Raw genomic sequence first — 25,953 nt, forward strand, 5'->3', positions numbered from 1 at the left:
GAGGTGCACGGCACCCGGGGTCGTCACGGCGGTCGTGACGGCGCGGGGCGCGGAGGGAGGGTGCGGCGTGCGGTTCCTGCACACGGCGGACTGGCAGCTGGGGATGACGCGGCACTACCTCTCCCCGGAGGCGCAGGCGCGCTCCACCGAGGCCCGCTTCGAGGCGGTGCGCTCGCTCGGGCGGGTGGCGCACGAGCACGGCTGCGCCTTCGTCGTCGTGGCGGGCGACGTCTTCGAGACCAACCACGTGGGTCGCGACGTCGTGGCGCGCGCGTGCGAGGCCCTGGCCGAGGTGCCGGTGCCCATCCTGCTGCTGCCGGGCAACCACGACCCCCTCGACGCCGGGAGCGTGCTGCGCTCCGAGCTCTTCGCCCGCCTCGCGCCGTCGCACGTGCACGTCCTCGACGGCGAGCCCGTCGACGTCGCCGGCGTGCGGGTGCTGTCGGCGCCGTGGCGCAGCAAGCGGCCCGTCGAGGACCTGGCGGCGCGCGCCTGCGCCGGCCTCGACCGCGAGGAGGGGGTGCGGCGGGTCCTCGTCGCGCACGGAGCCGTGGAGGACTTCGGCGCCGCGACCGCGGCCGCGACGATCGACCTCGTCGCGCTCGAGCGGCTCGTGGCCGACGGCGTCCTCGAGGCCGTGTGCCTGGGGGACCGCCACTCGACGACCGACGTCGGGAGCACCGGCCGCGTCTGGTACGCCGGGGCGCCGGAGCCCACCGACCACGACGAGGTCGACCCGGGCAACGTGCTCGTCGTCGACCTCGGCGACGAGCAGCCGCCGCCCGGGGCGCCCGGCGCCGTCGTCACCCGCGTCCCGGTGGGGCGCTGGCGCTTCCGCCGCCACCGCCTCGACCTCAGCACCGACGAGGACGTCGACGCCCTCGAGGAGCTGCTGGCGGGACTGCCCGACAAGTCGCGCACCGCGCTGAAGCTCAGCGTCGTCGGCTCGCTGTCCGTGGCGCAGAAGGCCCGGGTGGACGCGCTGCTCGAGCACGCGGCCGACCTCCTCGGCGCCCTGCAGGTGTGGGAGCGGCGCAGCGACCTCGTCGTGCGCGCCGACGCCGAGGACCTCGACGCGCTGGGGCTGTCCGGCTTCGCCCGCGAGGCCGCCGAGCAGCTGGCCGTCCGGGCGGGGGCGGCCGTGGCCGCCGACCTCGCGGCGGGCGGGGCCGGCGGCGAGCGGGGGCGGGCCCCCAGCACGCCCGACGCCGTCGCCGCCCAGGACGCCCTCTCGCTCCTGCACCGGCTGGCGGCCGCCGGATGAGGCTGCTGCGCCTGCGCCTGCAGTCCTTCCGCGGCGTCGTCGACCACGAGGTGGCCCTGGCGCCGAGCGGCGTCACGGTCGTCGTCGGCGACAACGAGGTGGGCAAGACGAGCGTCGTCGACGCCCTCGACCTCCTGCTCGACGAGTACGACGACTCCCGCAAGCGCGCGGTGCGCCAGACCCAGCCCGTCGGGCAGGACGTGCCCACCGTCGTGGAGGCCGAGGTCCGGGCCGGCCGCTACCGGTTCACGTACCGCAAGCAGTGGCACCGCCAGCCCTCGACCCGCCTCGTCGTCCACGAGCCGGCGCCCGAGCAGGTGGCCGGGCGCGAGGCCCACGCCCGGGTCCTCGAGATCCTCGGCCAGGAGGTCGACCTGCCGCTGTGGCGGGCCCTGCGGCTGCAGCAGGGCGTGGGGCTGGAGCAGGCCGAGCTCGACGCCCGCTCCTCGCTGGCGCAGGCGCTCGACGTCGGCGTCGCCGAGCAGGTCGGCGGAGAGCGCGAGGAGACGCTCGTCGCTCGCGTCGAGGCCGAGCACCTGCGCTACTTCACGCCCACGGGCGTGCCGCGCCAGGAGGCGCGCCAGCTGCAGGCGGAGGTGGCGGACGCCGCCGCGCGGGCCTCCGGGCTCGAGGCCGCCGTCGCGGAGGTCGACCGGGTCGTGGAGCGGCTCGACCGGGCCCGCGACGACGCCGCGGCCGAGCGCGCCGCCCGGGCCCGCGACGCGCAGGCGCTGCGGGCGGCCGAGCAGCACCTCGGCGCGCTCGAGCAGGTGCGCCGCGCCGCCGAGGTGGCGCGCGGCGAGGCCGCCGGCGCACGGGCGCGGGCGGCGACGGCGGAGCAGCACGAGGCCGCCCGGGAGGCCCTCGTGGTGCGGGCGCGCGAGCTCGAGGACGCGGCGGGAGACCGCCGTGACGCCGCGGCGGAGGCCGAGGAGGCCCTGGGGACGGCCCTGCAGCGCCTCGAGGTCGCCGGCGAGGAGGCGGCGGGCGCGGCGGACGCCCTCGCCCGCCGCCGCGGCGAGCGCGACGCGGCGGCCGCCGCCCGGGCCCGACGGGTCGAGGAGCGCGAGGTCGCCCGGCTGCGCGCGGTCCTCGTCGCGCACGGGCGGGCGGAGGAGGCCGTCGGCGCCGCGGCCGCCCGGCTCGCCGGCCACCGGGTCGACGACGCGGCGCTGGCCGCGGTCGAGGACGCCCACCGCGCGGACGTCGAGGCGGCCGCGCGCGCGGGCGCCGCCGCCCCGACCGTCCTGCTCACGGGGCCCGGCCGCCGCGTCGTCACGGCGGACGGCGAGCAGCACCTCGGCGAGGAGGGCCTCGAGGTGCGCCTGGCGGGCGGCACCTGGGTCGAGGTCGACGGGGTGCGCGTGAGTGCCCGTCCCACGGGGGAGCAGGAGCGCGCCGAGGCGGCGGCGCAGCGGACGGGGCGCGCCCTGGCCGAGCGGTGCGCCGCGCTCGGCGTCGCCGACGTCGCCGCCGCGGTGGCGGCGGCCCACGCCCGCCGGTCCGCCGCGACGGCCCTGGAGGCGGCGCAGGAGGACGCCCGGCGCGTCGCGGCGGGCGAGGACCTCGCCGAGGCCCGGCGCCGCGTCGAGCGCTGGGACGCCGGGGCCGGCGACCGCGGGGCGCGGGCCGACGGCGACACGGAGGACCAGGAGGTCGACCCGGCGCCACGCGAGCCCGAGCAGGACGGCTCGGCCGCCGAGGAGCGCCTGGCGGCGGCCGAGGTCGCCCTGCGGGCGGCCGTCGAGGGCGACGCGCGCGCCGCGGCCCGCCGGGAGCAGGCGGTCGCCGGGGTGGAGGCCGCCCGCCGGCGCGCGGCGGAGGCCGTCGCCGCCGTCAAGGGCGCGGACGCCCGCGCGGCCGTGCTGGCCGCCGACCTGGCGGCGGCGCGGGGGGAGGCCGACGACGCCTCGCTCGCGGCGGCCCGGGCGGCCGCCGCCGACGCGCTGGTCGCCGCGGACGCGGCGCTCGCGGCCGCCGAGGCGGCCGTGGCCAGCGCGGGGGTCGAGGACGCCCAGGCGGAGGTGGCCCTGCGGGCGCAGCGGCTGCAGGACGCCGACGGACGCCTGCGCCGGCTCGAGGACGAGGTGGGCGCGCTCGCCGCGGTGCTCGAGGACCGCGGCGGCGCCGGTCTCGTCGAGCAGCTGGCCGAGGCGCGCGCGGAGCACGACCGGCTGCAGCGCGAGCAGGTCGCCCGCGACCGGCGCGCGACGGCGGCGCGGACCCTCCACCTCGCGCTGCAGGAGGCGCGCTCGCGGGCCCACGAGGCCTACGTGCAGCCGCTGCGGGCGCAGCTCGAGCGCCTGGCCGCGCCCGTCTTCGGGGCCGACGTGCAGGTCGAGGTCGGGGCGGACCTGCGGGTCGCCTCCCGGACGCTCGGCGGCACGACCGTCCCCTTCGACCAGCTCTCCGGTGGGGCGCGCGAGCAGCTCGCCGTCCTCGGGCGGCTGGCCTGCGCCGTCCTCGTCAGCGGGGGCGCGGGCGTGCCCGTGCTGCTCGACGACGCCCTCGGCTACTCCGACCCGGAGCGCCTGGACGGCATGGCCCGCGCGCTGGCCGCCGCGGGGGAGTCATGCCAGGTCGTCGTCCTCACCTGCGTGCCCGAGCGCTACCGCCTCGTCGCGGGCGCCCGCACGGAGCGCCTGCGCGGCTGACGCCGACGGGTGGTCCGCGCTCGCGCGCGGGTGGCGCAGATGGTCGGATCATCTGCGAGGGGCACGGGTGCGGGGCACCGCGATGGCATGGGTGCGGCGCACCGCGAGGGACGGGTGCGGCGCACCCCGAGGGCACGGGTGCGGCGAGATCACGGAGAGGGGTGGGGCAGGTGGGTGACGAGGTCTCGGGCACCGTGACGACCCCCGAGGGGCGTCGCCGGTACCGCGAGCGGCTGCGCAGCCAGCTCGGCGTGCTGCGGCGCCTGCTCGACGACGGCGCCTTCACGACCGACGACACGATGACGGGCATGGAGGTCGAGCTGGCGCTCGTCGACTCCGCCGCCCGCCCGTCCCGCGCGAACCGCGACGTGCTGAGGACGCTGGCCGACCCGGACGTCACGACGGAGCTCGGCTCCCACACCATCGAGGTCAACGTGCCGCCGGCCCGCATGCAGCGGGACGGCGCCGTGGCCCTCGAGGAGGACCTGCGCGCCCGGATGGAGGCCGCCGACGTGGCCGCCCGCGCCCACGGCGCGCGCGTCGTCATGATCGGCATCGTCCCGACGCTGCTGCCGGAGGACCAGCGCGAGGGGTGGATGACGCGCTCGCCCCGCTACCAGGCGCTCGACGAGGCGGTGCGCGCGCAGCGCGGGGAGGACCTGCTCCTCGACATCCGCGGCGAGGACGAGCGGCTCCTGGCCCACTCGCCGTCCATCGCCCCCGAGGCGGCCTGCACCTCGGTCCAGCTGCACCTGCAGGCCTCGCCCGAGGACTTCGCCGCGGTCCACAACGCCGCCCAGCTGCTCGCGGGGCCGCAGGTCGCCCTGGCGGCCAACTCGCCCTTCTACGCCGGCCGGCGGCTGTGGGACGAGTCGCGCCTGCCCGTCTTCGCGCAGGCCACCGACTCGCGCCCCCCGGAGCTCGCGGCCCAGGGCGTGCGCGAGCGCGTGCTGCTCGGGGACGGGTGGACGTCGTCGGCGTACGCCCTCTTCGAGGACTCCGTCCTGCACTACCCGCCGCTGCTGCCCGAGCTGGCCGAGGAGGACGCCCTGCGCGTGCTCGCGCGCGGCGGCGTCCCGCGGCTGGCCGAGCTGAAGATGCAGAACGGCACCGTCTGGCGGTGGAACCGGCCCGTCTACGACGTCGTCGACGGCGCCCCGCACCTGCGCGTGGAGAACCGGCTCCTGCCGTCGGGGCCCACCGTGCTCGACATGGCCGCCAACGCGGCCTTCTGGTTCGGGGCCGTGCGCGCGCTCGCCGACCGGGACCGGCGGCCCTGGGAGCGCGGGGCGCTGCCCTTCTCCGTCGCGCGCTCCTCGCTGGACGCGGGGGCGCAGCGCGGGATGCGCAGCGCGCTGTGGTGGCCGGACGAGCGCACGGGCCGCGCCGAGGAGCGCGACGCCGCCGACCTCGTGCGCCGCACCCTGCTGCCCCTCGTCCACGAGGGGCTCACGAGCTGGGGCGTGGACCAGGAGGCCTGCGACCGGTACCTCGGCGTCCTCGACGAGCGGGCCCGCACGCGGCAGACGGGCGCCCAGTGGCAGCACGACGCCGTGGCCGCCGCGGAGGGCCGCGGCGCCGACCGGCACGAGGCGCTGCACGGGATGCTCACCCGCTACGCCGAGCTCATGCGCGGCGGCGGCGCGGTGGGCGGCTGGCCGGCGGGATGACGCCCGAGCCGGCCTGCGCGAGCCGGCCTACCCGAGCCGCGCGGGGAAGCCGCCCGTGGCGACGGGGCTCCAGCGCGTGGGCGTGATGCGGATGAGGGCCTTGCCCTGGCGGGCCATGGCCTCGCGGTACTCGTCCCAGTCGGGGTGCTCGCCGGAGATGGACCGGAAGTAGTCGACGAGCGGCTCGAGGGCCTCGGGGAGCTCGAGGAGCTCGGCGTCGCCGTCCACCTGCATCCAGGGGCCGTCCCAGTCGTCCGACAGGACGACGACGCTGGCGCGGCCGGTCGCCCGGACGTTGCCGGACTTCGCGCGCTCGGGGTAGGTGGAGACGACGAAGCGGCCCTGCTCGTCGACGCCGCAGGCGACCGGCGAGGCCTGCGGGCCGCCGTCGGAGCGCCGGTGGGTGATGAGCAGGACCCGGTGGCGCGGGCGCGCGAACTCGAGCATCTCCTCGCGGGAGACCGTGGTCGACGTGGCGATCTGCGGCATGGCGGCACGCTACCCAGGTGCGCCGCTGACGCCCCGCCCGCGACGACGAGGGGAGGGAAGGACGCGCGGGGCCTACGGTCGGCGGGTGCCCGCTCCTGAGCCGCCCGCAGTCGGTCGGTCGTCAGCGGTGCTGCTCGGGCCCGGCGACCGCCTGGCGCGCCGCCCGTGGCGCGTCGCCGTGGCGGGGACCTCGGGCGCGGGGAAGACGACGCTGGCACGGGCCCTGGCCACCGACCTCGGCGTCCCCCACGTCGAGCTCGACGGCCTCTACCACGGCCCGGGCTGGGTGCCCCGGCCGACCTTCCGCGCCGACGTCGAGGCCCTCGCGGCTGAGGACGCGTGGGTGACGGAGTGGCAGTACGGCGACGTGCGCGACCTGCTCACCGGCCGCGCCGACCTGCTCGTCTGGTTGGACCTGCCGCGGCACCGCGTCATGCGCCAGGTCGTGCGCCGGACGGTGCGGCGCCGTCTGCGGCGCGAGGTGCTGTGGAACGGGAACGTCGAGCCGCCGCTGCGGACGGTGCTCACCGACCCCGCGAACATCGTCCGGTGGGCGTGGACGAGCCATCACCGCGGGCGCGAGCGCGTCCTCGCCCTCGGCGCGGACCGGCCCGACCTGCCCGTCGTGCGCCTGCCCTCGCACGCGGCGGCGCTGGCGTGGCGGCGCGGCCCGCTCGCCGACGTCGTGGGCCGCCCCACCTGACGGCACGGCCCGGGAGGGGGCGCCCGGCGAGGAGCACCGGGTCAGGGGCCGGCGTCCCAGAGGTCTCGGTAGTAGGCGACCCGCTCGTCGTCGCGGGCGACGCCGTAGGCCTCGAGCAGCAGGTCCTCGTAGCCCGGGCCGACGTTCCAGGCGGTGCTCCAGGAGGCGACGGCGAGGTCGGCCCAGCGGTCGGCCACGCCGAGGGCGCCCACGTCGACGTGCGCGGCCCACGTGCCGTCGTCGGCGAGGAGCGTGTTGGGCATGCAGGCGTCGCCGTGGGCGACGACGAGCCGGTCCACGGTCGGCGGGTCCCCCAGGCGCACGCGCACGTCCGGCGCGACGTCCGGTCGCACGCGCGCCAGGCGGTCGGCGACCGACCACGAGAAGGGGCACCCCTCGACCGGCAGCGTGTCGTGCAGCGCCCGCAGACCCCGGCCCACGGCGGTGACGGCCGCCTGGGGCTCGGCCAGCCACCGCGCGTCCACGGCGCTCCGGCCCGGGACGGTCGCGGTGACGAGGACGTCGCCCTCCTCGTCCGCCGCGACGGCGACGACGGCGGGCACGGGCGTGCGGCCGGCGAGCCACCGCAGGCGCTCCACCTCCGCCGGCAGGTCCAGCGCGGCGGCGCCGCGGGGCGCCCACTTCACGTGCCGGGCCGGCCCGTCGTCCGTCGTCCGCCACGTCGTGCCGTCCGCCTGGTTGCGCCAGACCGCCTGCAGCACGCGGCCCGGCAGCAGCGAGGCCACGAGAGCGGGCACCCTGACCGGCCCCGCCGGGACGGCCGCCACGGGCGCCCGACCGGGAGGGGCCCCCGGAGGAGCCCCCGGAGGAGTCGCGGGAGGAGCCCCAGGAGGAGTCGCCGGACGCGTCGGGTCGGCCACGGCGTCAGGCGGCAGCGGCCGCGGCGGCGAGCCGCGCGAACCCCGCGTCGAGGCCGACGCGCGGGCTCCACCGCAGGAGGCGGCGCGTCTCGCGCTGGTCGAACCAGTGCGCCGTCGAGAGCTGCTCCGCGAGGAAGCGCGTCATCGGCGGCTCGTCGTCCCCGCCGAGGCCAGGGCGCACCGCCCAGAGGGCCTCGACCAGGCCGCCGGCGGCGCGCGCGAGCCCGGCGGGCACCGACCGCGCCGGCAGCGGGGCCCCGTGCGCGGCGCACAGGGAGGCGAGGAGCTCGCCGACCGTGCGCGGCTCCCCGCTGCTGACGACGAGGGCCCGCCCGTGCACCTGCGGGTCGGCGGCGCGGGCGGCGGCCGCCGCGAGCGCGTCGGCGGCGTCGTCGACGTACGTCGAGTCGACGAGGGCCGTCCCGCCGTCGAGGAGGGGCAGGCGGCCCGCCCGCGAGCGCGCGACGACGCGGGCGACGAGCTGGGTGTCGCCCGGCCCCCAGACGAGGTGCGGGCGCACGGCCACGACGGCGAGGTCGCGGCCGTCGGCCGCCAGGGCCGCCTGCTCGGCCATCGCCTTGCTGCGCGCGTAGCGGCCGCGCGCGGCGCCGGGGTCGGCCGGACCGGCGGGGACGCCGACGAGCGGCTCGCCCGCGTGGGCCACGGACGGCGAGGAGACCTGCACGAAGCGGCGGACGCCGGCGGCGCCCGCCGCGTCCAGCAGGCGCTGCGTGCCCTCGACGTTCGTGCGCCGGTAGGCCGCCCACGGGCCCGAGACGGAGACCTTCGCGGCGAGGTGGACGACGGCCTCGGCGCCCTCCAGGACCGCGCGCAGGGCGGGGGCCGCTCCGGGGGCGGCGAGGTCGACCGCGACGTCCTCGACGGCGCCCCCGGTGGGCGAGCGGTGCCCGGCCAGCCCGCTGGGGCTGCGCTGCAGCGTCCGGACCGCGTGGCCGGCGTCGGCCAGGGTGCGCGCGACGGCGCGCCCGAGCATGCCGCTGGCGCCCGTGACGACGACCGGGCCGCCCGTGGTCATCGCCGCCGCCGCGCACCGAGCGCGGCCCGCAGCCGCCCGGCGCGGGACCACGGCGGCGCGACGGGACGCCCCGAGAGCCGGTCCGCGGCCCAGGCGGCGACGAGGGTGCGGTCGACCTTCGACTCGTGCCGGACGTCCACGGGCAGGGCCGGGACGACGAGCACGGCCGCGACGGCGGGCGCCCCGGGCAGCCCGGCGACCGCCCGCCGCACGGCGGCGACGAGGTCGGGGGCGGCCCCACCGGCGCGGCGGGTCGCCGGCTCGGTCTCGACGACGACGACGAGGGCCTGCGTGCCGGCGGGGCCCACGCCCACCGCCGCGGCCCTGGTGACGGCGGGGACCGAGGCCGCCGCGAGCTCGACGCCCACGGGGGTCACGACGCCGGCGGCGGTGCGCACGAGGTGGGCGGTGCGGCCCTGGACGCGCAGCCGCACGCCGCCCGCCGCGCCCGTCGCCGCATCCGACGCCGGAGCCCCCGCAGCGTCTTCTCCGACGTCCGGTCGCCCGTCCGCCTCGAGCGTCCCGACGTCGCCGGTGCGGTGCCAGACGGCGCCGGACGCGTCGACGAGGCGGCTCGCGTCCTCGGTGGCCCAGAGCTGGTCGTAGCGCGCCTTGGTGTGGCCGGCGCGCAGCAGGACCTCGCCGGTCGTCCCGGGCGTGCGGACGAGGCGGTCGGTCGGCGTCCCGTCGGCGTCGAGCGGCGCGACGGCGACCTCCACCCCGTCGAGGGGGGCGCCGACGAGGACGCCGTCGGCGACGCCCGCGCCCGCCTGCCCGCCCGCCTCACCGCCTGCCTCCCCGCCTGGGCCGGCGGCCTCGAGGTCGGCGAGGCGCACGTCGGTCACGGGCAGGCCCTCGGTCATGCCGTAGGGCGTGTGCAGCGACGCCCCCGGCACGAGGGCGGCGACCTGTCGCAGCAGGGGGACGGGCACGGGCGCCCCGGCCGACAGCAGGCGGCGCACGCCGCCCAGCGCGGTGCGCCCGCGCGCGTCGAGGCGGCCGCTCGTGGCGACCACCCCGGCGAGCGCGGCGGGGGAGGCGAAGACGACCGTGGCGCCGACGGCGGCGACGGCGTCGGCGAGCGCCGTCGCCGTGAGCGACGCCGGGGCGGTGACGTCCATGGCCGGGCTCGCGGAGACGGCCCCGAGGGCCGGGCCGAGCAGCGCGAAGGGGGCGAAGGCCGCCACGAGCGCGGTGCCGTGGTCGACCTCGTAGGCCGCGGCGACGGCGTCGCGCACCCCGGCGAGCCGGTCGTGGGTGTAGACGGCGCCCTTGGCGGGACCGGTCGACCCGGAGGTGAAGAGGACGGCGGCGTCGTCCGGCGGCGCCGGCTCGGGCAGCCGGAGGCTCGCGACGGTCGGCCGCTCGCCGGCGGGGACGCCGGCGAGGGGGCTGCGGCGCCCCCGGGCCGCCAGCCCGGCCAGCGTCGAGCCGGCGAGCCGTCGCCCGAGCGGGCCGAGCGGGCCGGCCGCGGTGCGCCGGCCGGGCCACCCGAGCGCGGCGGCCGCCACCAGGCCGCGCTCGACGGCGACGACGTGCCGGGGCGCGGCGCCCCGCACCGCCCGGCTCAGGCCGCGGACGCCGAGGCCCTGGTCGGCGACGACGACGACGGCCCCGAGGCGCAGGCAGGCGTAGAGCGCCGTGGTGAGGTCGGCGCCGGGCGGCACGAGGAGGCTCACGCGGTCGCCCGGCCGCACGCCCTCCGCGTCCAGGCCGAGGGCCACCTCGGCGACGCGGTGGCCCAGCTCGCGCCAGCTGAGGACGGCCGGCGCGCCGCCGCCCTCGGGGACCTCGACGACGGCGGGGCCGTCGTCGTCCGCGCGCGCCGCGAGCTCGGCCCACAGGGGCCGGCGGTGGCCGTGCGGGGCCGCGGCGGGCTCCGGGGCGGCCGCGGGGGCGCCGCTCCCGACGCCGCGCGCGGCGAGCCAGCGCAGCAGGAGGGGGCCGAGGTCGACGTCCTCGGGCACGAGGTGCCCGCCCCGCTCGACCCGGTGGACGTCGGCCCGCGGCAGCCGGGCCCGCAGGTCGCGCAGGTACTGCTCGCCGAAGACGGGGTCGCGGACGCCCCACACGAGGAGGGCGGGGACGTCGGCGGCCCCCAGGGCGTCGGCGCCGGCGGTGACCCGGTCGAGCGCCGGGCGGCTCAGGTCGTCGGCGCGCCAGGGGATGTCGGCGACGAAGCCCTCGACGGCGGCCCGGTCGGCGACGCCGCGGTAGGGCGCCCGGTAGGCGGCGCGGACCTCGTCGGGCAGGCGGCGGCGCGGCTGGGCCGCGGCCGCGCGGACGAAGGCGTCGGTCCGCGAGGTCGCCAGCGCGTGGAGGCCGGGGGCCGTCACGACCTGCAGCGCGAGGGGCAGGGCGGCGCCCGCGGGCGCGTGCACCGCCGTGTTGGTCAGCGCGAGGGCGGCCACCTGCGCGGGGTGCTCGCCCGCCCACCCGGTGACGACGACGCCGCCCCAGTCGTGGCCGAGGGCGACGACCGGGCCGGTGACCGGCGGCCAGCCGTCGTCCGTCCCCGCGCGGAGCACCTCGACGAGCGCCCCGAGGTCGGCGACGCGGTCGGCCAGGCGCCACGGGCCGCCCCCGGCGCGCGGGCGGCGGTCGGACAGGCCCATGCCGAGCTGGTCGACGGCGACCACGCGCCAGCGCCGGCCGGCGGCGTCCTCCGCGACGCCGGCGGCGACGACGTCGCGCCACAGGTAGGACCACGTCGGGTTGCCGTGGACGGCGAGCACGGTGCCCGCGGGCTCCTCGCCCTCCAGGGAGCCGGCGCCGTCGAGCACGTGCCACGTCCGCCGGGTGCCGTCGACGCTCGGCGCCTCGACGAGGCGCGACCAGCGCGGGTCGACCCCGGGCAGCGACGCCGGGTCGACGTCGGGCGCCCCCGGCGCGGTGGCGCGGGAGCGGACGGGGGGTGCGGCGAGGGGGGAGGGCGCGGGGGAGGGGGAGCCCCTCACCAGCGGATCTCCGTCATGGCCGTGTTGAGGCCGGAGCCGACGCCCATGCAGAGCACCCGGTCGCCGGGGCGCAGCGACGGCGCCTCGGCCGCCAGCGTCATGGGCAGGGCGGCCGGGCCGACGTTGCCCCAGCGCGGGAAGGTCAGCGGCACGCGCTCCGGGTCGATGCCGATGCGCTCCACGAGGGCGCGCGTGTGGACGGTGCTCACCTGGTGGAGGACGTAGCGGTCCATGTCCTTCCACTCCCAGCCGTCGGCCTGCGCGTCGTCCCACGCGTCGCCGACGAGCTGCATGCCCTCCTCGAGCAAGCCCCGGGCGTCGGTGACCATGCCGTCGTTGCTGCCGACGCAGAGCTCGTGGGCCGAGCTGCGGGCCCGCGACACGCCCCCGAGGACCTGCGGGGCGCCGGAGTGGTCCTCGGCCGGGCCGAGAACGGCCGCCGCGGCGCCCGAGCCGAGGGTGAGGGTGGCGAAGGCGTCGGTGTAGTCGCGCCGGGTGGCGTCCTCGGCCGACAGCCGCCGCAGGGTGGACTCGTGCACCGGGCGGGCGTCCTCGCCGTCGACGACGAGGGCGTAGCGGATCTGCCCGTTCTCGATCATCGTCGCCGCGAGCGTGAGCGCGTTGACGAAGCCGAGGCAGGCGTTGGTGATGTCGAAGTTGAGCGCCGAGGTCGGCAGCCCGAGCGCGTGGTGGATGCCGACGGCCACCGACGGCTCGAGGTTGGCGCGGTAGACGGACGTGTTGACGAGCAGCCCGACCTGGCCGGGCTCGACGCCCGCGGCCTCGAGGGCCTGGCGCCCCGCGCGGGCGGCGCCCTGCGCGGCGTCCTCCTCCTCGCCCCACCAGCGGCGCTCCTCGATGCCCGCCAGCGAGGCGAGCGTGCCGGGGCGCATGCGCAGGCGGCGCAGGGTCGGGGCGAGCCGCTCCTCCATCGACGCCGACGTGACGACGACGGGCGCCTCGACCGCGCTCGTGCCGAGCAGGGCGGTGCCCTCGTGGTGGATGGAAGTGTTGCCCGACACGCGCATCGTCCGTCCTGCTCGAGGAGTGGCGCCCAGCGGGGGCGGTGCGGCGACCGCGCCCCGGGCGCACGGGCGAGAAGTCTGCCACTGCTCGGCCCGTGCGCCTTCCGGCGACGCCCTGACCCGGTGCCCGAGGTCACGAGCCGGGTCGCCGGGGCGGCGCGCCGGGAGCGGGAGGAGCTCAGCTCCAGGAGGGGCTGGGGTTGAGGGGGGGCTCAGGTCCCAGAGGGGCTGGGCCTCAGGAGGGGCTGAGGTTCCACTGCCGCACGGTGGGCACGCGGTGGTTCTCGCCCAGCACGCTCAGCGACGCCGGGCTCAGCTCCAGCGCGGCGGCGGCGCTGGGCGGCAGGCCCAGGTAGGTGGCCGCGAGGATGCGCAGCGAGTGCCCGTGCGCCACGAGGCAGACGGGGCCCTCGTCGAGGAGCGGGCGCACGCGGGCGAGGGCGTGCGCGGTGCGGGCGGCGACGTCCTGCACGAGCTCGCCGGGCGTGCGCCCCGGGGCCACGCCGTGGTCGAAGATCTTCCACTCGTAGCCGAGCTCCTCGCGGACCTGCGGGGTCGACTTCCCCTCGACGCTGCCGTAGTCCCACTCGACGAGGTCGGGGTCCTCGACGAGCTCGAGGTGGTCGCCGAGCCCCGCCAGCTCGGCGGTGCGGCGGGCCCGCTGCAGCGGGCTCACCCGCACGGCGCGCACGTCCCACGGCGCGAGGAGGTCGCGGAGGGCGCGGGCCTGCGCCTCGCCCTCCTCGGTGAGCGGGATGTCGGTCCGCCCGGTGTGGCGCCCGTCGAGGGACCACTCCGTCTGCCCGTGCCGCACGAGCAGCAGGGGGTGGGCGCCCGGTCCCGAGGCGTAGGCGTGCGCGCCCTGCGACACCGGGCCGGTGATCCCGGCGACGGACGACGTCGTCCGGCCGTCGTCCGGGGCCCGCACGGCCCCGGCGGCGCTCGTGCCGGCGGACCCCCCGGCGGCGTCCTCGGGGCTGCGCTGGGCGGGGCTCGTCGCGTCCGTGCTCATGCGGCGACCCTAGGCAGCGGCGCCCTCGGGCGCGTCCCCCCGGCGCCCGGGCGCGGGAGGACGGAGTGCGGGACGGCGGTGGATCACCGGGAGGGCGGTGGATCACCGGGAGGGCGGGGGGTCCCCGGGAGGGCGGGGGATTCCCGGGAGGGCGGGGGATCCCGGGGAGGGCGCGCTGGGCCGCCCTCCTACGCTGCTGCCGTGCTCGCCCCCCTGGCCCTGCTGCTCGCCGCCCTGTCGCTGGCGCTCGCGGTGTGGTCGCTCGTGGGTGCCCTGCGGGCGGCGCGGCCGTCCGGGGGCCAGCTGCTGCTGGCGGCCGTGCTCGAGGCCGCGATCCTCGTCCAGGCCGTCATCGCGACGGCGCTCGTCGTCGGCGGCACCCGGCCCCTGTCGACGGCGACCTTCGCGGGCTACCTGCTCACCATCGTCGTGCTCCTGCCCGCCGGCGTCTTCTGGGGGCTGGCCGACCGCAGCCGGTGGGGCAACGGCGTCCTCGCCGTCACGGCCGTGACCACCGCCGTGCTCGTGCTGCGGCTCGAGCAGATCTGGAACGGGTGACCCGTGGCGCGACCCCGCCGTACCCCCGCCGGCGAGCCCCCTGCCGGCGCCCGCCCTGCCGGCGGCTCCCCTGCCTCGAGCACCCGGGGGGCCGCGGCGACGTCCGACGTGCGCCCGGCCCTGCGCTCGGGCCCGGGCCGGCTCCTCGTCGCCGTGTACGCCGTCTTCGCCCTGTCCGCGAGCGCCCGGGCGCTCGTGCAGATCGCCACGGACTTCTCCGCGGCCCCGCTCGCCTACCTGCTCTCGGCGCTGGCGGCGGCCGTCTACGTCGTCGCGACGGTCGCCCTCGTGCGCTCGAGCGAGCGCTCGCGGCGCGTGGCGCTCGTCTCGGTGACCGTCGAGCTCGTCGGGGTCCTCACCGTCGGCCTGCTGTCCGTCGAGGACCCGGTGGCCTTCCCCGACGCGACCGTCTGGTCGGGCTTCGGCGCCGGGTACGGCTACGTGCCCCTCGTGCTGCCGGTCCTGGGGCTCTGGTGGCTCCGCTCGCAGCGCCCCCGCCGCGCCGTCTGAGGCGCGGCGCCCCACGGGGTCGTCCGGTCCCGGACGGACCGCCAGGGGTCACCCCGTGGCCAGCGCCGCCGTCCCGGCGCACGCCGCCGCCCACAGGGTGCTGGCGAAGGTGCCGACGATGAAGCGCTCGGCGGCGTCGGCGGAGGTGCGCAGCTCGTCGTAGCGGCCGAGGCCCTTGACGGCGAGCACGACGGCGAGGCCCTCGGGCCACCCGGCCAGGAGGGTGGCCGCCACGGCCGCCCGCTCGAGCGCGCCGATGGCGGCGCCCCCGCGCAGCACCAGCCCCTGCGCGGTGGCGTCGAGGCGCTGGCCGCGCCGCACCGCCTCGAGGACGGCGCTCGCCCACGGCCCCCCGGCCAGGACGGCCGCCGCCACGGCGGCGGGCACGACGGCGCGCGGGTCGGCACCGCCCCGGGGCCAGGACGCGGCGGCGAGCGCCGCGGCCAGGGCGAGCCCGGCCACGGCCACCGGCACGGCGAGGCGGCGGACCCACGGGCGCGCGGGGCCCAGGCGGGGTGACGCCTGCGGCCACGCCGCGGCGCCGACGAGGGCGACGAGCACGAGCAGGGCGGTGACCACGGGCCCAGCGTGGCGCACGGGTCCGACGGCGCACGGGAGACGCACGAGGGCCGCACGAGGGCGCGCCGCGGGGGAGGGGTGGCCCCGGGCGCCGTCGCCGCGGCCTCAGCGCGCCAGCAGCCCGCGCAGCACGCGGCCGAGGTCGGCGTGGGCGAGCGCCCGGCCGGAGAGCTCCGCGGCGTCGCACCACTCCAGCGCGTCGTGCTCGTGCGGCTGCCGGTTGAGGACCTCTCCCCGCCAGGCGTCGACGACCCACACGTCCATGACGAGGTCGTCCGCGACGAGCCGGGCGACGGGCTCCCCGACGACGTCGGCGACCACGCCGAGCTCCTCCGCGAGCTCGCGGGCCAGCGCGGCGCGCGGGGCCTCGCCGGGCTCGACGTGGCCGCCAGGCAGGTCCCAGGCGTCGGGGTAGAAGTCCCGACCGGGGGAGCGGTGGGCGAGCAGGACCCGGCCCCCGCGCCGCAGGGCCGCCGTCACGACGACGTGCCGGCCGTTCCCCTCGTCCACGAGGGGCCAGCCTGCCACCGACCGGGGGCGGGGCCGACCCGCCGACGACAGCCGCGGACCACGACCGCGAGCCGTCCGGCGCCGCGCACCGTGGCACGGGAGCGAGAGCCCGCCGGGTGGACGGGTGCTCCTGCGCGTCAGGCGGTCTCGACGGCGGTGCGGGCGGCGCGCGCCAGCAGGCGGGCCGCGAGGGGACGCGTGCGCTCCTCGGCGGACCAGGCCGCCGCGCGCAGCCGCTGGCTGACGGCCTGGGGACTCACGCCCAGGTGCTGCGCGGCCTCCCGGGGGCCGAGGCCGCGCTCGGCGAGCGCGACCGCCTCGCGGCCGGGGCCGGAGCGACGGGCCCGGAGGCCGACGAGCAGCAGCAGCGCCGTCTCGGCGTCGAGCACCGCCGTTCCCGGACCGGCGTCCTCGAGGGGACCGCCCGGCGGGCCGTCGGTCCCGGACGGGCCGTCCGGCCCGCCGGGTCCGCGCAGGGCCACGCCCTCGCGCACGCCCTTCGCCGCCGTGACGGCCGCCCGGGCGGCCTCGAAGGCCGGTCCCGCCCCGGCCCGGGTCGAGGCGGGCAGGGGGCGGCGCACGGGGCCGACGCCGACGCCGGTGCTCCAGTGCCCCTCGTCGGCGAGTGCGAGCACCACGGCGACGACGACGACGGGGTCGTCGAGGACGCCCTGCACCTCGTCGCCCGCCGTGCGCTCGAAGGGCCGCAGCGGCTGCGGCGCCAGCCGGGCCAGGCGCTCCAGGAGCGCGGGCACGGCGTCCTCGGCGCGGCGGCTGCCGCGCTGGTCCACGGTCAGGACGAACGCCGGACGGTCCTCCATGCGACAAGGCTGTGGGCTTGACGACGCATCGTCAAGCCCACAGCCTTGAGATGAACGGAGGAGCGTCGGCGTCAGCCGCCGACCTGCGAGAGGAGCATCCGGTAGCCGCCGGTGGCCACGGCGTCGACGTCGGCCGCGAGCGCCTGGCCCTCGGGGCTCGCCAGCGCGGCGCAGGCCGTGGCGTAGTCGACGAAGTAGAGGTCGGCGGTGCGGTAGGCGGGGGTGTCGGACCCGTCCTCCTTGGGGAAGACCTTCGCGGTCTCCACCTTCTGCACGTCGGGCACCTTCGAGGCGAGCGCGGCGTGCGCCCCCGCGTAGTGCTCCTCGAACGCGTCCGCGTCCTTGGGGTTGTCGTAGATGACGGTGAGCTTGACGGCCATGGCTCGACGCTAGGGCCGCCCCCGCGGCCCCGCACGGCGGCGGCGGGCCCGGGGCGGTGGCCCCGCGACCGCGGGGCACGTGGCGGGCGGGGCGCCGGGCCGCGGGGGAGCGCCGGGGGAGCGGCGGCGGGTCGCCCGGGGCGGCGCCGCCCGCCCCGCTCTAGGCTCTGCCGCGTGAGCAGCAACGAGATCCACCAGTCGGCGGCGACCCTCCTCCTGCGGCGCCTCGTCGCCCTCCTCGGCGTCCTGGCCTTCCTCGCCGGCGTCGTCCTCGTCGTCACCGACCCGGTGAACTACATCGGCTGGGTCTGGGGCGTCGTGGGGATCGTCGTGGGCGTCCTGGCCGCGCGCCGCAAGCAGCAGACGGACGACGGCCAGCTCCTGCGGCGCACGAGCCTGCGCACCCGCGGCTGAGCCGCCTCCGGCCGGGACGGCTGTCCCGGCTGCGGCTGGGCTGGCTGCGGCGGCCCGGACGGGACGCCCGTCGCCGTCCCGCCGTGCGGTGGCGCCGGAGCACGTCCAGGGTGGGGGAGAACGCCCGCACCGGACGACTCTCCCGGAGGTACTCGTGTCCTCGCAGAACAACACGCCGTCGCGCGTCATGCACGACGTCGGCCTCGCCGCCTGGTTCGGCGGCACGCTGGCGAACGCCGTGGCCCTGAACAACGCCGCGTCCAAGCCGGGCGACCCCCGCGAGGCCGGGCGCGTCGCCAACGCCGGCTGGGACCGGTGGACGCCGGTCAACGCGGCCGCCATCGGCCTGCACCTCGTCGGCTCGGTCGGCCAGCTCCTCGGCAACCGCGACCGCCTGTCCAGCCAGCCGGGCGTCCGCTCCATGAGCGTCGCCAAGACGATCGTCACGGCGGCCGCCCTCGGCGTCACGGCCTACAGCCGGGTCCTCGGCAAGAAGGTCTCCGAGCACCAGGACGTCCCGGTGCGCGGGGGCACGACGCCGTCGTCGCAGACGCCGCCCGACGTCGCCGACGCGCAGCGCCAGCTGCACGCGCTGCAGTGGGTCATCCCGTCGCTGACCGGCACGCTCGTCGGCATCAGCTCCTTCGCCGGCGAGCAGCAGCGCCCGCCGAACCGCGCCACGCAGCTGGTGGACCGCACCTTCCGCCGCTGAGGCACCGCACCACCACGACGCCGCCGCCCCCTCCTGGGAGCGGCGGCGTCCTCGCGTCCGGGGCGTCGCGTCCGGGTCGTCGCGTCCGGGCCGTCGCATCCGGGCCGACCCGGTGCCGTCGTAGGTGAGGCGTCCGGGTCACACGGCGAGGCGTCCGCCCAGCCGTCCGAGCCGGCCGCGCGCCAGGACGGTCGCCCGGGCGGCGACCCGCCGCCCGACCGCGGCGACGGCGTCCGCCCGTCGGCGCAGGTCGTGCGCCGGCCGGGCCCAGGTGGGGGCACCGGCGCGGGCGGCCGCCGGCCAGCACGCGACCACGGCGGGGAGGCGGCGCGCCCACGCGGCTGCGTCGTCGGCGCTCGGGTCGTCCCGGAGCCGGCGGCACGCCGCGACGACGGCGCCGCGCAGGTCGGCCCGCACGAGCTCCCCGCCCCGGACGTCGTCACCGCCCGAGCGGGCCCCGGGCGGCAGGAGGCCGACGAGCGGGGCCAGCTCATCGGCGACGAGCGCGGGTCCCCGCGTGCCCGCCGCGGCGAGCGAGACGGCCAGGCGCACCGCCTCGACGTCGTCCTCCTCGGCACCCGTCCCCGCGACGTCGTCCCGCAGCCATCCGGCGTCCCGCGGGCCGGCGCCCACCGCGGGGGCCGGGGGCTCGGCGGTGGCTCCGGAGGGCGCGCGGCGGACTAGGTGCAGGCCCGGGCCGCTGCCGTCCGCGTCGGGCGCGTGGACCACCACGGCCTCCTCGGCCCCCGGCGCCCCCGCGCCGAGGACGACCACGCCGGTGGTGGCACCGCTGAGGCGGACCAGAACCTCGCGCAGCGCGACGGCCGCGCCGCTCGACCCCTCCACGCGCACGGCCGCCGCACCGGCGGCGTCGGCGCGCGCCAGCGCCCAGAGGCCGTAGGCCACGACCACCGCGCCGAGGGCGCCCGTGGCGGCCGGGGCGAGGTCGGCGTCCGCGTCGCTCGCCGCCAGGAGCAGGCGCGCCCGTCGCGAGGAGCCGGCGAGCAGCGAGGACACGCCTCCGGTGGCGGGCGAGGCTCGGTCGAGCGCGCGCTCGTACCGTGTCAGCGACCCGTCCGGCGTCCAGCTCGCCCGTACCCCGGACAGCCGGGCCATCACCACGTCGGACCGGTGGTTGTCCCCCGAGTGCCGCCAGGTGCCGGGTCGCCCCCCGAGGTCGGCGACGACGGCCGCGTAGGCCGCCCCCTCGCCCTTCTCGGCCGCCAGGTCGCTGGACGTCCACACCAGGTCGCGCTCGTCGAGGACGCCGGCCCGGGCGAGCAGCCGGCGCAGCTGGTCGGTCGTCAGCGGCGTGTCGGACAGGAAGCCCACCTGCGCCCCCAGGTCCCGCTCGCGGGCCAGGCGCGCGGCGGTGCCGGGCACCTCCCGGGTCAGGAGGACCTCGACGTCGACCTCCGCCTCGACGAGCCCGGGCGCGCTGGCCGGGTCCAGGGCGAGCAGCGTGACGAGCTCGCGGGCGACGTCGTCGAGCGTGCGACCCGGCCCCACCCGCCGCCGGGCGAGGTGCTCGGCGCGCTCGCGGGCCTCGACGTACTGCTCGGCGGACGTGGTCACGAGACCGGCGCGCCGCAGCCGATCGGCGACGACGTAGCCCACCTGCCGCGGCTCGCCCAGGGCACGCGTGATGGCGGTGTCGAAGCAGTCGACGGTGACGAGGTGCGTCGGGGCCGGCACGGGCCTCTTCCTCCAGGGGGCGGGTGGCGCGGGGTCCTGCGGATGGTGCCCCAGCAGGGGACATCTCCGCGCGGACCGGAGGTGGACGGCCGGTGACGGCATCCGTACGGGCGAACGCCGCAGTCACCCGGTCGTGGGTGCGCAGCCTCGTCGGCGCCGGAGGCAGATGCCGATGGCCTACGGTCACGGCTCGTGAGCGCGGCCAGGGGGGTGCGGGTGGACGCCGTCACGCAGCGTCTCCGAGGTGGTGGCGCTGCTGCGGACGTCGCCACGACGCGGGGGGCGCCGGGGGAGGACCTGCGGGCCACGCGCCGGCAGGTCCTGGGGCGGGCGCTGCTGCCGCGATCGCGCGAGATGCTGCTCAAGCTGCCCCTCGTGCCGCTCGGCGCGGCCGTCGCGCTGGTGGCCGCGGGGAGCGTGCCCGGTCCGGGGGCGATCGCCCAGCTCGTCGTGCTGTGGGTCGTCGTGGAGCCCCTGGCCTACCAGGCCCGCTACCAGCTCAACGACCTGCGGGACCGCGCCGCCGACGCGGCCCACCCCGAGCGCGACCACCGCGGTCGTCTCACGTTCCCCTGGACGCCCGCGCGCGCCGCGGTGGTGTGGGGGAGCCTCGGCGCCCGCGTCGCCGCGGCCGTCGCCCTGGCGGTGCTGCTCCCCGGCTCCGCCGGCGAGGCCGCCGTCGCCTTCCTGGTGCTCCTCGTCCTCGTCTCGGGCGCCTACGAGCTCGCCCGTGAGCGCGTCCGCCGGTCGGGCCCCGTCGCGCCCGACGGGGTCGACGCCCGGCGCCTCGGGCTCCCCGTCCTGGCGTGCGTGCCGCTGGGGTACGGCCTGCGCGTGTGGACGGGCTTCCACGCCGCCGCCGGCGATCTGCCGCCGCTGCTCGGCGTCCTCCTCGTGGCCACGGTCCTCGCGACCTACACCGCCTGCGTGCTCCTCGCCTGGGCCCTCGAGGCGACGACCTTCCTGGGGGAGCGGGGCGCCCCGCCGGCGGAGGGGCTCGGGCGCCGCGCGCACGTGGCCCTGCTGCTCGCCCACGCCGGTCTGCTGCGAGCCGAGGGCCGCTCGCCGAGCCCCGTCCCCGGCCGCGCCCTGGTCGTCGCGCGCGACCGCCCCGCCGCGTCCGCCCTCGACCTGCGGGCCTGGGACGTCGCGGGCGCTGCCGCCGTCGTGGGCGCCTACCTCGTGGCGGGCGCCGGCACCGGGGCCGACGGCGCGGTCCGGGCGGTCCTCGTCGCGGCGGGCCTCCTCAGCGCGGCTGCGCCGTCCCTGGTGCACCTGCGCAGCCGCCCCGGCTCCGGACCCTGGGACGGGCGGGCGCCGTGGCTCGCGCCGGGGTCGCTGGCCGTCGTCGTCGCGCTGGAATGGGTCCTGCTCGTCGGAGCGCTGGTGGCGGTGCTGGTGCTGGCTCCGGCGCAGGCGCGGCTGCTCTGGGTGCCGGCCTTCGTCCTCTTCCAGGTCGGCTCGACGCGCACCAGCTCCTACGAGCGGGGCTTCGGTCCGCTGTCGACGGTCCGACGCCCGCTGGCGTGGCTCCGGCGGCGTCGCGGCCAGCGCGGGCCCGTCACGGCGACAGGCTGACGGGGGAGGCGCCCGACGTCGCGGTGCGACGGTCGGCCCCCGCCCCCTAATGTCATAACGCTCATTATCGGCGGTCGACCAGCGATCGACCAGGAGGGGCCGTCAGGGCTACGGTCCGACCGCCACCGGCCGCGCCGGGTCGTTTGACCACGCCGACCACGAGCCGGCGAAGAGCACCGGGCGGCGGCCGGCGAGCTCCAGCGCCAGCGCCTCGTGCGCGGCGGTGACGCCGGAGCCGCACGAGACGCCGACCTCCTCGCCGGGTCCGACGCCCAGCGCGGCGAAGCGCCGGGACAGCTCGTGGGCGTCGCGGAACCGGCCGTCGGCGTCGAGGTTGTCCGCGGTGGGCGCGCTGAGGGCGCCCGGCACGTGCCCGGCCCGCGGGTCGACCGGCTCCACCTCGCCCGTGTAGCGCTCGTGGGCGCGGGCGTCGAGGAGGCGGCCGCGGGCGGCCAGGTCCGCGGCGCCGTCGGCGTCCACCACGGGCAGGTGCCCGGCGGCCAGGTCGACGTCACCGGGCACCGGGTCCTCGGGCTCGCCGGAGGCGGTGGGCAGGCCGGCGGCGCGCCAGGCGGCCAGGCCGCCGTCGAGCAGGCGGACGTCGTCCAGGCCGCCCCAGCGCAGCAGCCACCAGGCCCGGGCGGCGGACAGGCCGCCGACGTCGTCGAGCACCACGACGCCGCGGCCGCGGCGCACGCCCCAGCGCCGGGCGGCGGCCTGCAGGTCGGCCACCGCGGGCAGCGGGTGGCGTCCGTCCACGGGCTCCCCGTGGCCGGCGAGCTCGCGCTCGAGGTCGACGTAGACCGAGCCCGGCACCCGCTCGGCCCGGTGGGCGTCGCGGCCGTCGGGGCGGCCGAGCGCCCAGCGGACGTCGAGGACGACCGGCGGCGACGGCGCGGCCAGGGCCTCCGCCAGCGCGGGCGCGTCGACGAGCAGGGTCTCGCGCGTCCCGGGGTCCACGACGCCGACGCTACGCCGCCCGCGCCGCCCGGCGGCCGGGTCGCCGGCCGCCTCGCCGGGAAGGTGGTGCCCCTCCCGCTCGTTACCCTCGAGCGAGCACGGATCGGGCCCGAGGCACGGGTCCGGCGCACGGGCGGACAGGAGCGGGCATGCGGCGCACGGTCGTCAACGGCAAGATCCACCGGGCCACGGTCACGGAGGCCGACCTGCACTACGTCGGCTCCATCACCATCGACGCCGAGCTGGCCGAGGCCGCCGACCTCGTCGAGGGCGAGCAGGTCCAGGTGGTCGACGTGACGAACGGCGCCCGGCTCACCACCTACGTCATCCCCGGCGAGCCCGGCAGCGGCGTCATCGGCATCAACGGCGCTGCGGCGCACCTCATCTCGCCGGGCGACCTCGTCATCATCATGTCGTTCGTCGAGCTCGAGGAGTCCGAGCGCGAGGGCCACTCCCCCCGCGTCGTCCACGTCGACGCGGCCAACCGCCAGGTCGCCCTCGGCGGTGACCTCTCCGCCCCGGTGCCGGCCGGCGAGGGCCGCGACGTCCCCGCCATGCAGCGCCCTCCCCTGGCCCTGGCGACGACCCCCGTCTGACCCCGCCCCCGGCGTCGGCGCGGCCGGGGCGCTCGCCGGCCCCGGGCGTGGCCGAGGATGGGCGGGTGCAGACCTTCCTCCCCTACGCCAGCTTCGCCCGCAGCGCCGAGGTGCTCGACTCCCCTCGTCTGGGCAAGCAGCGGGTGGAGACGCTGCAGATCCTGCGGGCGCTGGAGCTGCCCGACTACGGGTGGGCCAACCACCCGGCCGTCCTCATGTGGCGCGGGTGCACCCCGGCGCTCGTCGGCTACGGGCTCGCCTGCGTGGAGGCCTGGTCGCGGCGCGGCCACGCGGACGGCACGGCCGAGCTCATCGGCGAGTTCGCCCCCGACGTCGTCGGCGCCTCGCAGGACGAGCTGGCGGCGGCCGGGCTCATGCCCGCCTGGCTCGGCGACGAGGAGGTCCACCGCAGCCACCGCTCGGCCCTGCTGCGCAAGGACCCGGAGACCTACGCGCCCGTCTTCGGCGACGAGCCGGACGACCTGCCCTACGCCTGGCCCGAGCCGGCTCCGCCGGCGCCGCCGGCCGCGCCCCGGGGACGGCCGCTGTGGGTCGTGCGCCCCGGCGACGCCGAGACCCTCGCCGCGTTCCTCGCGGACGGCGTCGTCGGCCTGTCGGCCGGCTCGGGGGTCGACGTCGACGTCGTCGAGGGCCTCGAGGAGACCCGCCGGGCGGCCGAGGCGGCCGCCCTCGAGCGGGCGGCGCAGAAGGGGGGCGACCCCTCCCCCGTCGCCGAGCCCGACCTGCGGGCGCTGCTCAAGCGGCTGCACCCCGAGCGCCGCCCGGGCAAGGAGCTGCGCCAGCTGCACTCGCTCGTCCACGAGGTCGCGGTCGGGGACGAGGTCGGCCTGCCGATCGAGGGCGAGCGCGCCCTGCTCGTCGGCGAGGTCGTCGGCGACTACGCCTTCGTCCCCCGCCGCGGCGCCCCTGCCCCCCATCGGCGGCCCGTGCGCTGGGGCGGGCGCCTCGCCCGGTCGGCGGCCCTCCCGCCGGCGGCGCTGCAGGACCCGCGGCGCCTCTTCCAGGTCCGCGTCGACGCCTGAGCCCCCCGGTGCGCGCCCCGGAAGTGCGAGAGGGCCCCGGACGTGCAGGAGGGCCCCGGCGCGGTGCGCCGGGGCCCTCCTGCACGGGCCTGCTGGTCTCGGGCGGGTCAGGGGGGCGGGTCAGCCCTTGACGGAGCCCGACATCATCCCGCCGACGAAGTACTTGCCGAGGACGATGTAGACGACGAGCGTCGGCGCCGAGGCGAGCAGGGCGCCGGCCATCGACTGGCCGTAGTTCTGCAGCAGCGCGCCGTTGGCGAAGTTGTTCAGCGCCAGGGTCACCGGGCCGTTCTGGCTGGAGGCGAAGAACACCGCGAAGAGGAAGTCGTTCCAGGCGCTCGTGAACTGCCAGATGAGGACGACGACGAAGCCCGGCAGCGACACCGGCAGGATCACCGAGGCGTAGGTGCGCAGCATGCCCGCGCCGTCGACGCGCGCCGCCTCGATGAGCTCCCCGGGCACCGACTCGTAGTAGTTGCGGAAGATCAGCGTCGTGATGGGGATGCCGTAGACGACGTGCAGGATGATCAGCGAGGGGATGCCCGTCGGCACCTGCAGCGTGACCGTCAGCAGCTGCGCGAGGGGGATCACCACCGCCTGGTACGGGATGAACATCCCGAAGAGGATCAGCGTGAACACGAGGTTCGCGTAGGGGAAGCGCCAGCGCGAGAGCACGAACCCGTTCATCGAGCCGAGGACGGAGGAGATGACCGCCGCCGGGATGACCATGAGGAACGTGCGGCCGATGGCCGGGGCGAGCGCCTCCCAGGCCGCCGACCAGTTCTCCAGCGTCCAGGTGCTCGGCAGCGCCCAGGCTGTGTCCGGCGAGGCGTCGCCCGCCCCCTTGAAGCTCGTGACCACGAGCACGTACACGGGCGTGAGCACGAAGACGAGGAAGAGCAGGAGCAGCGCGTAGCGCAGCGTGCGCGCCCCGGAGAAGCGCCGCTCCCGGCGCCGGGGCGCGAGCCGCAGGCGCTCGTCCGGCTTCGGCCCGCTGACGGTGGCGGTCGTCGCGCTCATCGGGTCTTCTCCGCTCGGGCGGTGCGCACCAGGTAGGGGATGATGAGGAGCGCCACGAGCAGCAGCAGGATGGTGCCCACCGCCGCCGCGTCCGCGTAGGCGAAGCTCGACTTGTACTGCAGCACGTCGACCGCCGGCACCTTCGTCGAGTAGTTCGACGAGTCCGCGATGGACAGGATGAGGTCGAAGACCTTCAGCGACATGTGGCCGATGATGATGAGCGCCGACAGCAGCACCGGGCTCAGCTGCGGGAAGATGACGTAGCGGTACAGCTTCCACTCGCTGGCGCCGTCCATGCGGCCGGCCTCGCGCAGCTCCTCGGGGACCCCGCGGAAGCCGGCGAGGAAGAGCGCCATGACGTAGCCGGCCAGCTGCCAGACGGCGGGCAGCGCGATGGCGGCGATGCCCCAGCGCGGGTCGCTCCACCACGGGTTCTGCAGGAAGCCCAGGCCGACCATCTCGAAGAGCCGGTTGAGCCCCGACGCGTTGTCGCCCTGGTTGGAGTTGAGCAGCCAGCGCCACACGACGCCGGAGGCGACGAAGGACACCGCCATGGGGAAGAGGTAGACGGAGCGGAAGATCCCCTCCCCCTTGATCGGCTTGTCGAGCAGCCAGGCCCACACGAAGCCCACCGCGAGCGCGCCGCCGAGGAAGACGACCGTGTAGAGCAGCATGTTGGCGAGCGAGTGCTGGAAGTCGGCGTCCTGGAGCAGGCGGACGTAGTTCTCGAGGCCCACGAAGGTCGCGGGCTCACGGCCCGTGGCGATCGCGGCGTCGTTGGCGTCCGTCATCGACGTCCGGATGTTGACCGCGATGAGGCCGTAGACGAAGACGGCCAGGACGACGAGGGACGGCGAGATGAGCAGCAGGGGGGCGACGTAGCGCC

At 78.6% G+C, this 25,953-nt stretch carries 25 protein-coding genes; 11 read left to right on the plus strand and 14 right to left on the minus strand.

From position 1 onward, the window contains the following. Positions 1 to 67: 67 nt before the first annotated feature. The 3 genes from Q0789_RS12060 (at position 68) to Q0789_RS12070 (ending at position 5,588) form a co-directional block, all read left to right on the plus strand. Positions 68 to 1,264, plus strand: a complete 1,197-nt coding sequence (locus tag Q0789_RS12060; RefSeq protein WP_298805503.1) for a DNA repair exonuclease — start codon at positions 68 to 70, stop codon at positions 1,262 to 1,264. Further along, positions 1,261 to 3,918, plus strand: coding sequence for an AAA family ATPase (locus Q0789_RS12065; protein WP_298805505.1), 2,658 nt, complete (start codon positions 1,261 to 1,263; stop codon positions 3,916 to 3,918). Before Q0789_RS12060 ends, Q0789_RS12065 begins: the two co-directional genes overlap by 4 nt. A 170-nt stretch (positions 3,919 to 4,088) precedes the next feature. Further along, positions 4,089 to 5,588, plus strand: a complete 1,500-nt coding sequence (locus Q0789_RS12070; protein WP_298805507.1) for a glutamate-cysteine ligase family protein — start codon at positions 4,089 to 4,091, stop codon at positions 5,586 to 5,588. A 27-nt stretch (positions 5,589 to 5,615) separates the two neighbouring features. Here Q0789_RS12070 and Q0789_RS12075 read toward each other — a convergent pair whose 3' ends face one another. Next, complete coding sequence (locus Q0789_RS12075; protein WP_298805509.1) at positions 5,616 to 6,077, minus strand: TIGR03618 family F420-dependent PPOX class oxidoreductase; 462 nt, start codon at positions 6,075 to 6,077, stop codon at positions 5,616 to 5,618. A gap of 127 nt (positions 6,078 to 6,204) precedes the next feature. On the opposite strand from Q0789_RS12075, the gene Q0789_RS12080 reads away from it, so the two are divergent. Further along, the gene (locus Q0789_RS12080; protein ID WP_366917730.1) at positions 6,205 to 6,780 is read left to right on the plus strand and encodes an AAA family ATPase; all 576 of its coding nucleotides are present in this window, start codon (positions 6,205 to 6,207) and stop codon (positions 6,778 to 6,780) included. Between the two features lie 41 nt (positions 6,781 to 6,821). Here the strand turns inward: Q0789_RS12080 and Q0789_RS12085 are convergent, their stop codons facing one another. The 5 genes from Q0789_RS12085 to Q0789_RS12105 form a co-directional block, all read right to left on the minus strand. Further along, the gene (locus Q0789_RS12085) at positions 6,822 to 7,526 is read right to left on the minus strand and encodes an aminoglycoside 3'-phosphotransferase (protein ID WP_298805513.1); all 705 of its coding nucleotides are present in this window, start codon (positions 7,524 to 7,526) and stop codon (positions 6,822 to 6,824) included. A gap of 139 nt (positions 7,527 to 7,665) precedes the next feature. After that, the gene (locus tag Q0789_RS12090) at positions 7,666 to 8,697 is read right to left on the minus strand and encodes an NAD(P)-dependent oxidoreductase (protein ID WP_298805515.1); all 1,032 of its coding nucleotides are present in this window, start codon (positions 8,695 to 8,697) and stop codon (positions 7,666 to 7,668) included. Then, complete coding sequence (locus tag Q0789_RS12095; protein ID WP_298805517.1) at positions 8,694 to 11,654, minus strand: alpha/beta fold hydrolase; 2,961 nt, start codon at positions 11,652 to 11,654, stop codon at positions 8,694 to 8,696. Before Q0789_RS12095 ends, Q0789_RS12090 begins: the two co-directional genes overlap by 4 nt. Further along, positions 11,651 to 12,682 carry a 3-oxoacyl-ACP synthase III gene (locus Q0789_RS12100; protein WP_298805519.1) on the minus strand — a complete coding sequence of 344 codons (1,032 nt, stop codon included), beginning with the start codon at positions 12,680 to 12,682 and terminating at the stop codon, positions 11,651 to 11,653. The genes Q0789_RS12095 and Q0789_RS12100 overlap by 4 nt, the downstream gene beginning before the upstream one ends. Positions 12,683 to 12,914: 232 nt before the next feature. Continuing rightward, positions 12,915 to 13,691: a histidine phosphatase family protein gene (locus Q0789_RS12105; protein ID WP_298805521.1), complete on the minus strand. Its 777-nt coding sequence runs from the start codon at positions 13,689 to 13,691 to the stop codon at positions 12,915 to 12,917. A 201-nt stretch (positions 13,692 to 13,892) separates the two neighbouring features. Between Q0789_RS12105 and Q0789_RS12110 the strand changes: the two genes are divergently transcribed. Both Q0789_RS12110 and Q0789_RS12115 read left to right on the plus strand, forming a co-directional pair. Then, on the plus strand, positions 13,893 to 14,249 hold the full coding sequence (locus tag Q0789_RS12110; RefSeq protein WP_298805523.1) for a hypothetical protein: 357 nt from the start codon (positions 13,893 to 13,895) through the stop codon (positions 14,247 to 14,249). A 108-nt stretch (positions 14,250 to 14,357) separates the two neighbouring features. Then, on the plus strand, positions 14,358 to 14,759 hold the full coding sequence (locus Q0789_RS12115; protein ID WP_171203879.1) for a hypothetical protein: 402 nt from the start codon (positions 14,358 to 14,360) through the stop codon (positions 14,757 to 14,759). A gap of 48 nt (positions 14,760 to 14,807) precedes the next feature. Here the strand turns inward: Q0789_RS12115 and Q0789_RS12120 are convergent, their stop codons facing one another. From Q0789_RS12120 to Q0789_RS12135, 4 genes are all read right to left on the minus strand, one after another. Continuing rightward, a complete protein-coding gene (locus Q0789_RS12120) occupies positions 14,808 to 15,338 on the minus strand; it encodes a hypothetical protein (protein ID WP_298805527.1) in 531 nt (176 codons plus the stop codon). Between the two features lie 105 nt (positions 15,339 to 15,443). After that, positions 15,444 to 15,848, minus strand: coding sequence for an NUDIX domain-containing protein (locus Q0789_RS12125; protein WP_298805533.1), 405 nt, complete (start codon positions 15,846 to 15,848; stop codon positions 15,444 to 15,446). 137 nt (positions 15,849 to 15,985) lie between these two features. Next, positions 15,986 to 16,669, minus strand: a complete 684-nt coding sequence (locus Q0789_RS12130; RefSeq protein ID WP_298805535.1) for a hypothetical protein — start codon at positions 16,667 to 16,669, stop codon at positions 15,986 to 15,988. Positions 16,670 to 16,740: 71 nt separating this feature from the next. Continuing rightward, positions 16,741 to 17,049: an EthD family reductase gene (locus tag Q0789_RS12135; RefSeq protein ID WP_298805537.1), complete on the minus strand. Its 309-nt coding sequence runs from the start codon at positions 17,047 to 17,049 to the stop codon at positions 16,741 to 16,743. Positions 17,050 to 17,223: 174 nt separating this feature from the next. On the opposite strand from Q0789_RS12135, the gene Q0789_RS12140 reads away from it, so the two are divergent. Beyond that, on the plus strand, positions 17,224 to 17,463 hold the full coding sequence (locus Q0789_RS12140) for a hypothetical protein (RefSeq protein WP_298805539.1): 240 nt from the start codon (positions 17,224 to 17,226) through the stop codon (positions 17,461 to 17,463). Between the two features lie 154 nt (positions 17,464 to 17,617). Beyond that, a complete protein-coding gene (locus tag Q0789_RS12145; RefSeq protein ID WP_298805541.1) occupies positions 17,618 to 18,175 on the plus strand; it encodes a hypothetical protein in 558 nt (185 codons plus the stop codon). Positions 18,176 to 18,313: 138 nt separating this feature from the next. Here Q0789_RS12145 and Q0789_RS12150 read toward each other — a convergent pair whose 3' ends face one another. Further along, on the minus strand, positions 18,314 to 19,870 hold the full coding sequence (locus tag Q0789_RS12150) for a hypothetical protein (RefSeq protein WP_298805543.1): 1,557 nt from the start codon (positions 19,868 to 19,870) through the stop codon (positions 18,314 to 18,316). A 192-nt stretch (positions 19,871 to 20,062) separates the two neighbouring features. Between Q0789_RS12150 and Q0789_RS12155 the strand changes: the two genes are divergently transcribed. Next, positions 20,063 to 21,448, plus strand: a complete 1,386-nt coding sequence (locus Q0789_RS12155; protein ID WP_298805545.1) for a hypothetical protein — start codon at positions 20,063 to 20,065, stop codon at positions 21,446 to 21,448. Between the two features lie 108 nt (positions 21,449 to 21,556). Here Q0789_RS12155 and Q0789_RS12160 read toward each other — a convergent pair whose 3' ends face one another. Next, positions 21,557 to 22,408, minus strand: coding sequence for a sulfurtransferase (locus Q0789_RS12160; RefSeq protein WP_298805547.1), 852 nt, complete (start codon positions 22,406 to 22,408; stop codon positions 21,557 to 21,559). A 149-nt stretch (positions 22,409 to 22,557) separates the two neighbouring features. On the opposite strand from Q0789_RS12160, the gene panD reads away from it, so the two are divergent. Next, a complete protein-coding gene (gene panD, locus Q0789_RS12165) occupies positions 22,558 to 23,004 on the plus strand; it encodes an aspartate 1-decarboxylase (RefSeq protein WP_298805549.1) in 447 nt (148 codons plus the stop codon). Positions 23,005 to 23,069: 65 nt separating this feature from the next. Beyond that, positions 23,070 to 24,047 (plus strand): MSMEG_6728 family protein, encoded by a 978-nt coding sequence (locus Q0789_RS12170; protein ID WP_298805551.1) that lies wholly within the window; start codon positions 23,070 to 23,072, stop codon positions 24,045 to 24,047. 120 nt (positions 24,048 to 24,167) lie between these two features. On the opposite strand, the gene Q0789_RS12175 is transcribed toward Q0789_RS12170, so the two are convergent. Both Q0789_RS12175 and Q0789_RS12180 read right to left on the minus strand, forming a co-directional pair. Further along, entirely contained in the window at positions 24,168 to 25,067 is a 900-nt protein-coding gene (locus Q0789_RS12175) for a carbohydrate ABC transporter permease (RefSeq protein ID WP_298805553.1), read from the minus strand. Beyond that, a complete protein-coding gene (locus Q0789_RS12180; RefSeq protein WP_363325990.1) occupies positions 25,064 to 25,936 on the minus strand; it encodes a sugar ABC transporter permease in 873 nt (290 codons plus the stop codon). The genes Q0789_RS12175 and Q0789_RS12180 overlap by 4 nt, the downstream gene beginning before the upstream one ends. Positions 25,937 to 25,953 lie beyond the last annotated feature (17 nt).

Origin of the sequence: uncultured Pseudokineococcus sp., assembly GCF_947499845.1 — a bacterium.
Taxonomy (GTDB): Bacteria; Actinomycetota; Actinomycetes; order Actinomycetales; family Quadrisphaeraceae; genus Pseudokineococcus.

Bases quoted from the DNA above. Each gene is read 5' to 3' on its own strand.
- Q0789_RS12065 (WP_298805505.1), top strand. From the start codon at position 1,261: ATGAGGCTGCTGCGCCTGCGCCTGCAGTCCTTCCGCGGCGTCGTCGAC.
- Q0789_RS12075 (WP_298805509.1), bottom strand. From the start codon at position 6,077: ATGCCGCAGATCGCCACGTCGACCACGGTCTCCCGCGAGGAGATGCTC.
- Q0789_RS12090 (WP_298805515.1), bottom strand. From the start codon at position 8,697: ATGACCACGGGCGGCCCGGTCGTCGTCACGGGCGCCAGCGGCATGCTC.
- Q0789_RS12100 (WP_298805519.1), bottom strand. From the start codon at position 12,682: ATGCGCGTGTCGGGCAACACTTCCATCCACCACGAGGGCACCGCCCTG.
- Q0789_RS12105 (WP_298805521.1), bottom strand. From the start codon at position 13,691: ATGAGCACGGACGCGACGAGCCCCGCCCAGCGCAGCCCCGAGGACGCC.
- Q0789_RS12130 (WP_298805535.1), bottom strand. From the start codon at position 16,669: ATGGAGGACCGTCCGGCGTTCGTCCTGACCGTGGACCAGCGCGGCAGC.
- Q0789_RS12135 (WP_298805537.1), bottom strand. From the start codon at position 17,049: ATGGCCGTCAAGCTCACCGTCATCTACGACAACCCCAAGGACGCGGAC.
- panD (WP_298805549.1), top strand. From the start codon at position 22,558: ATGCGGCGCACGGTCGTCAACGGCAAGATCCACCGGGCCACGGTCACG.
- Q0789_RS12175 (WP_298805553.1), bottom strand. From the start codon at position 25,067: ATGAGCGCGACGACCGCCACCGTCAGCGGGCCGAAGCCGGACGAGCGC.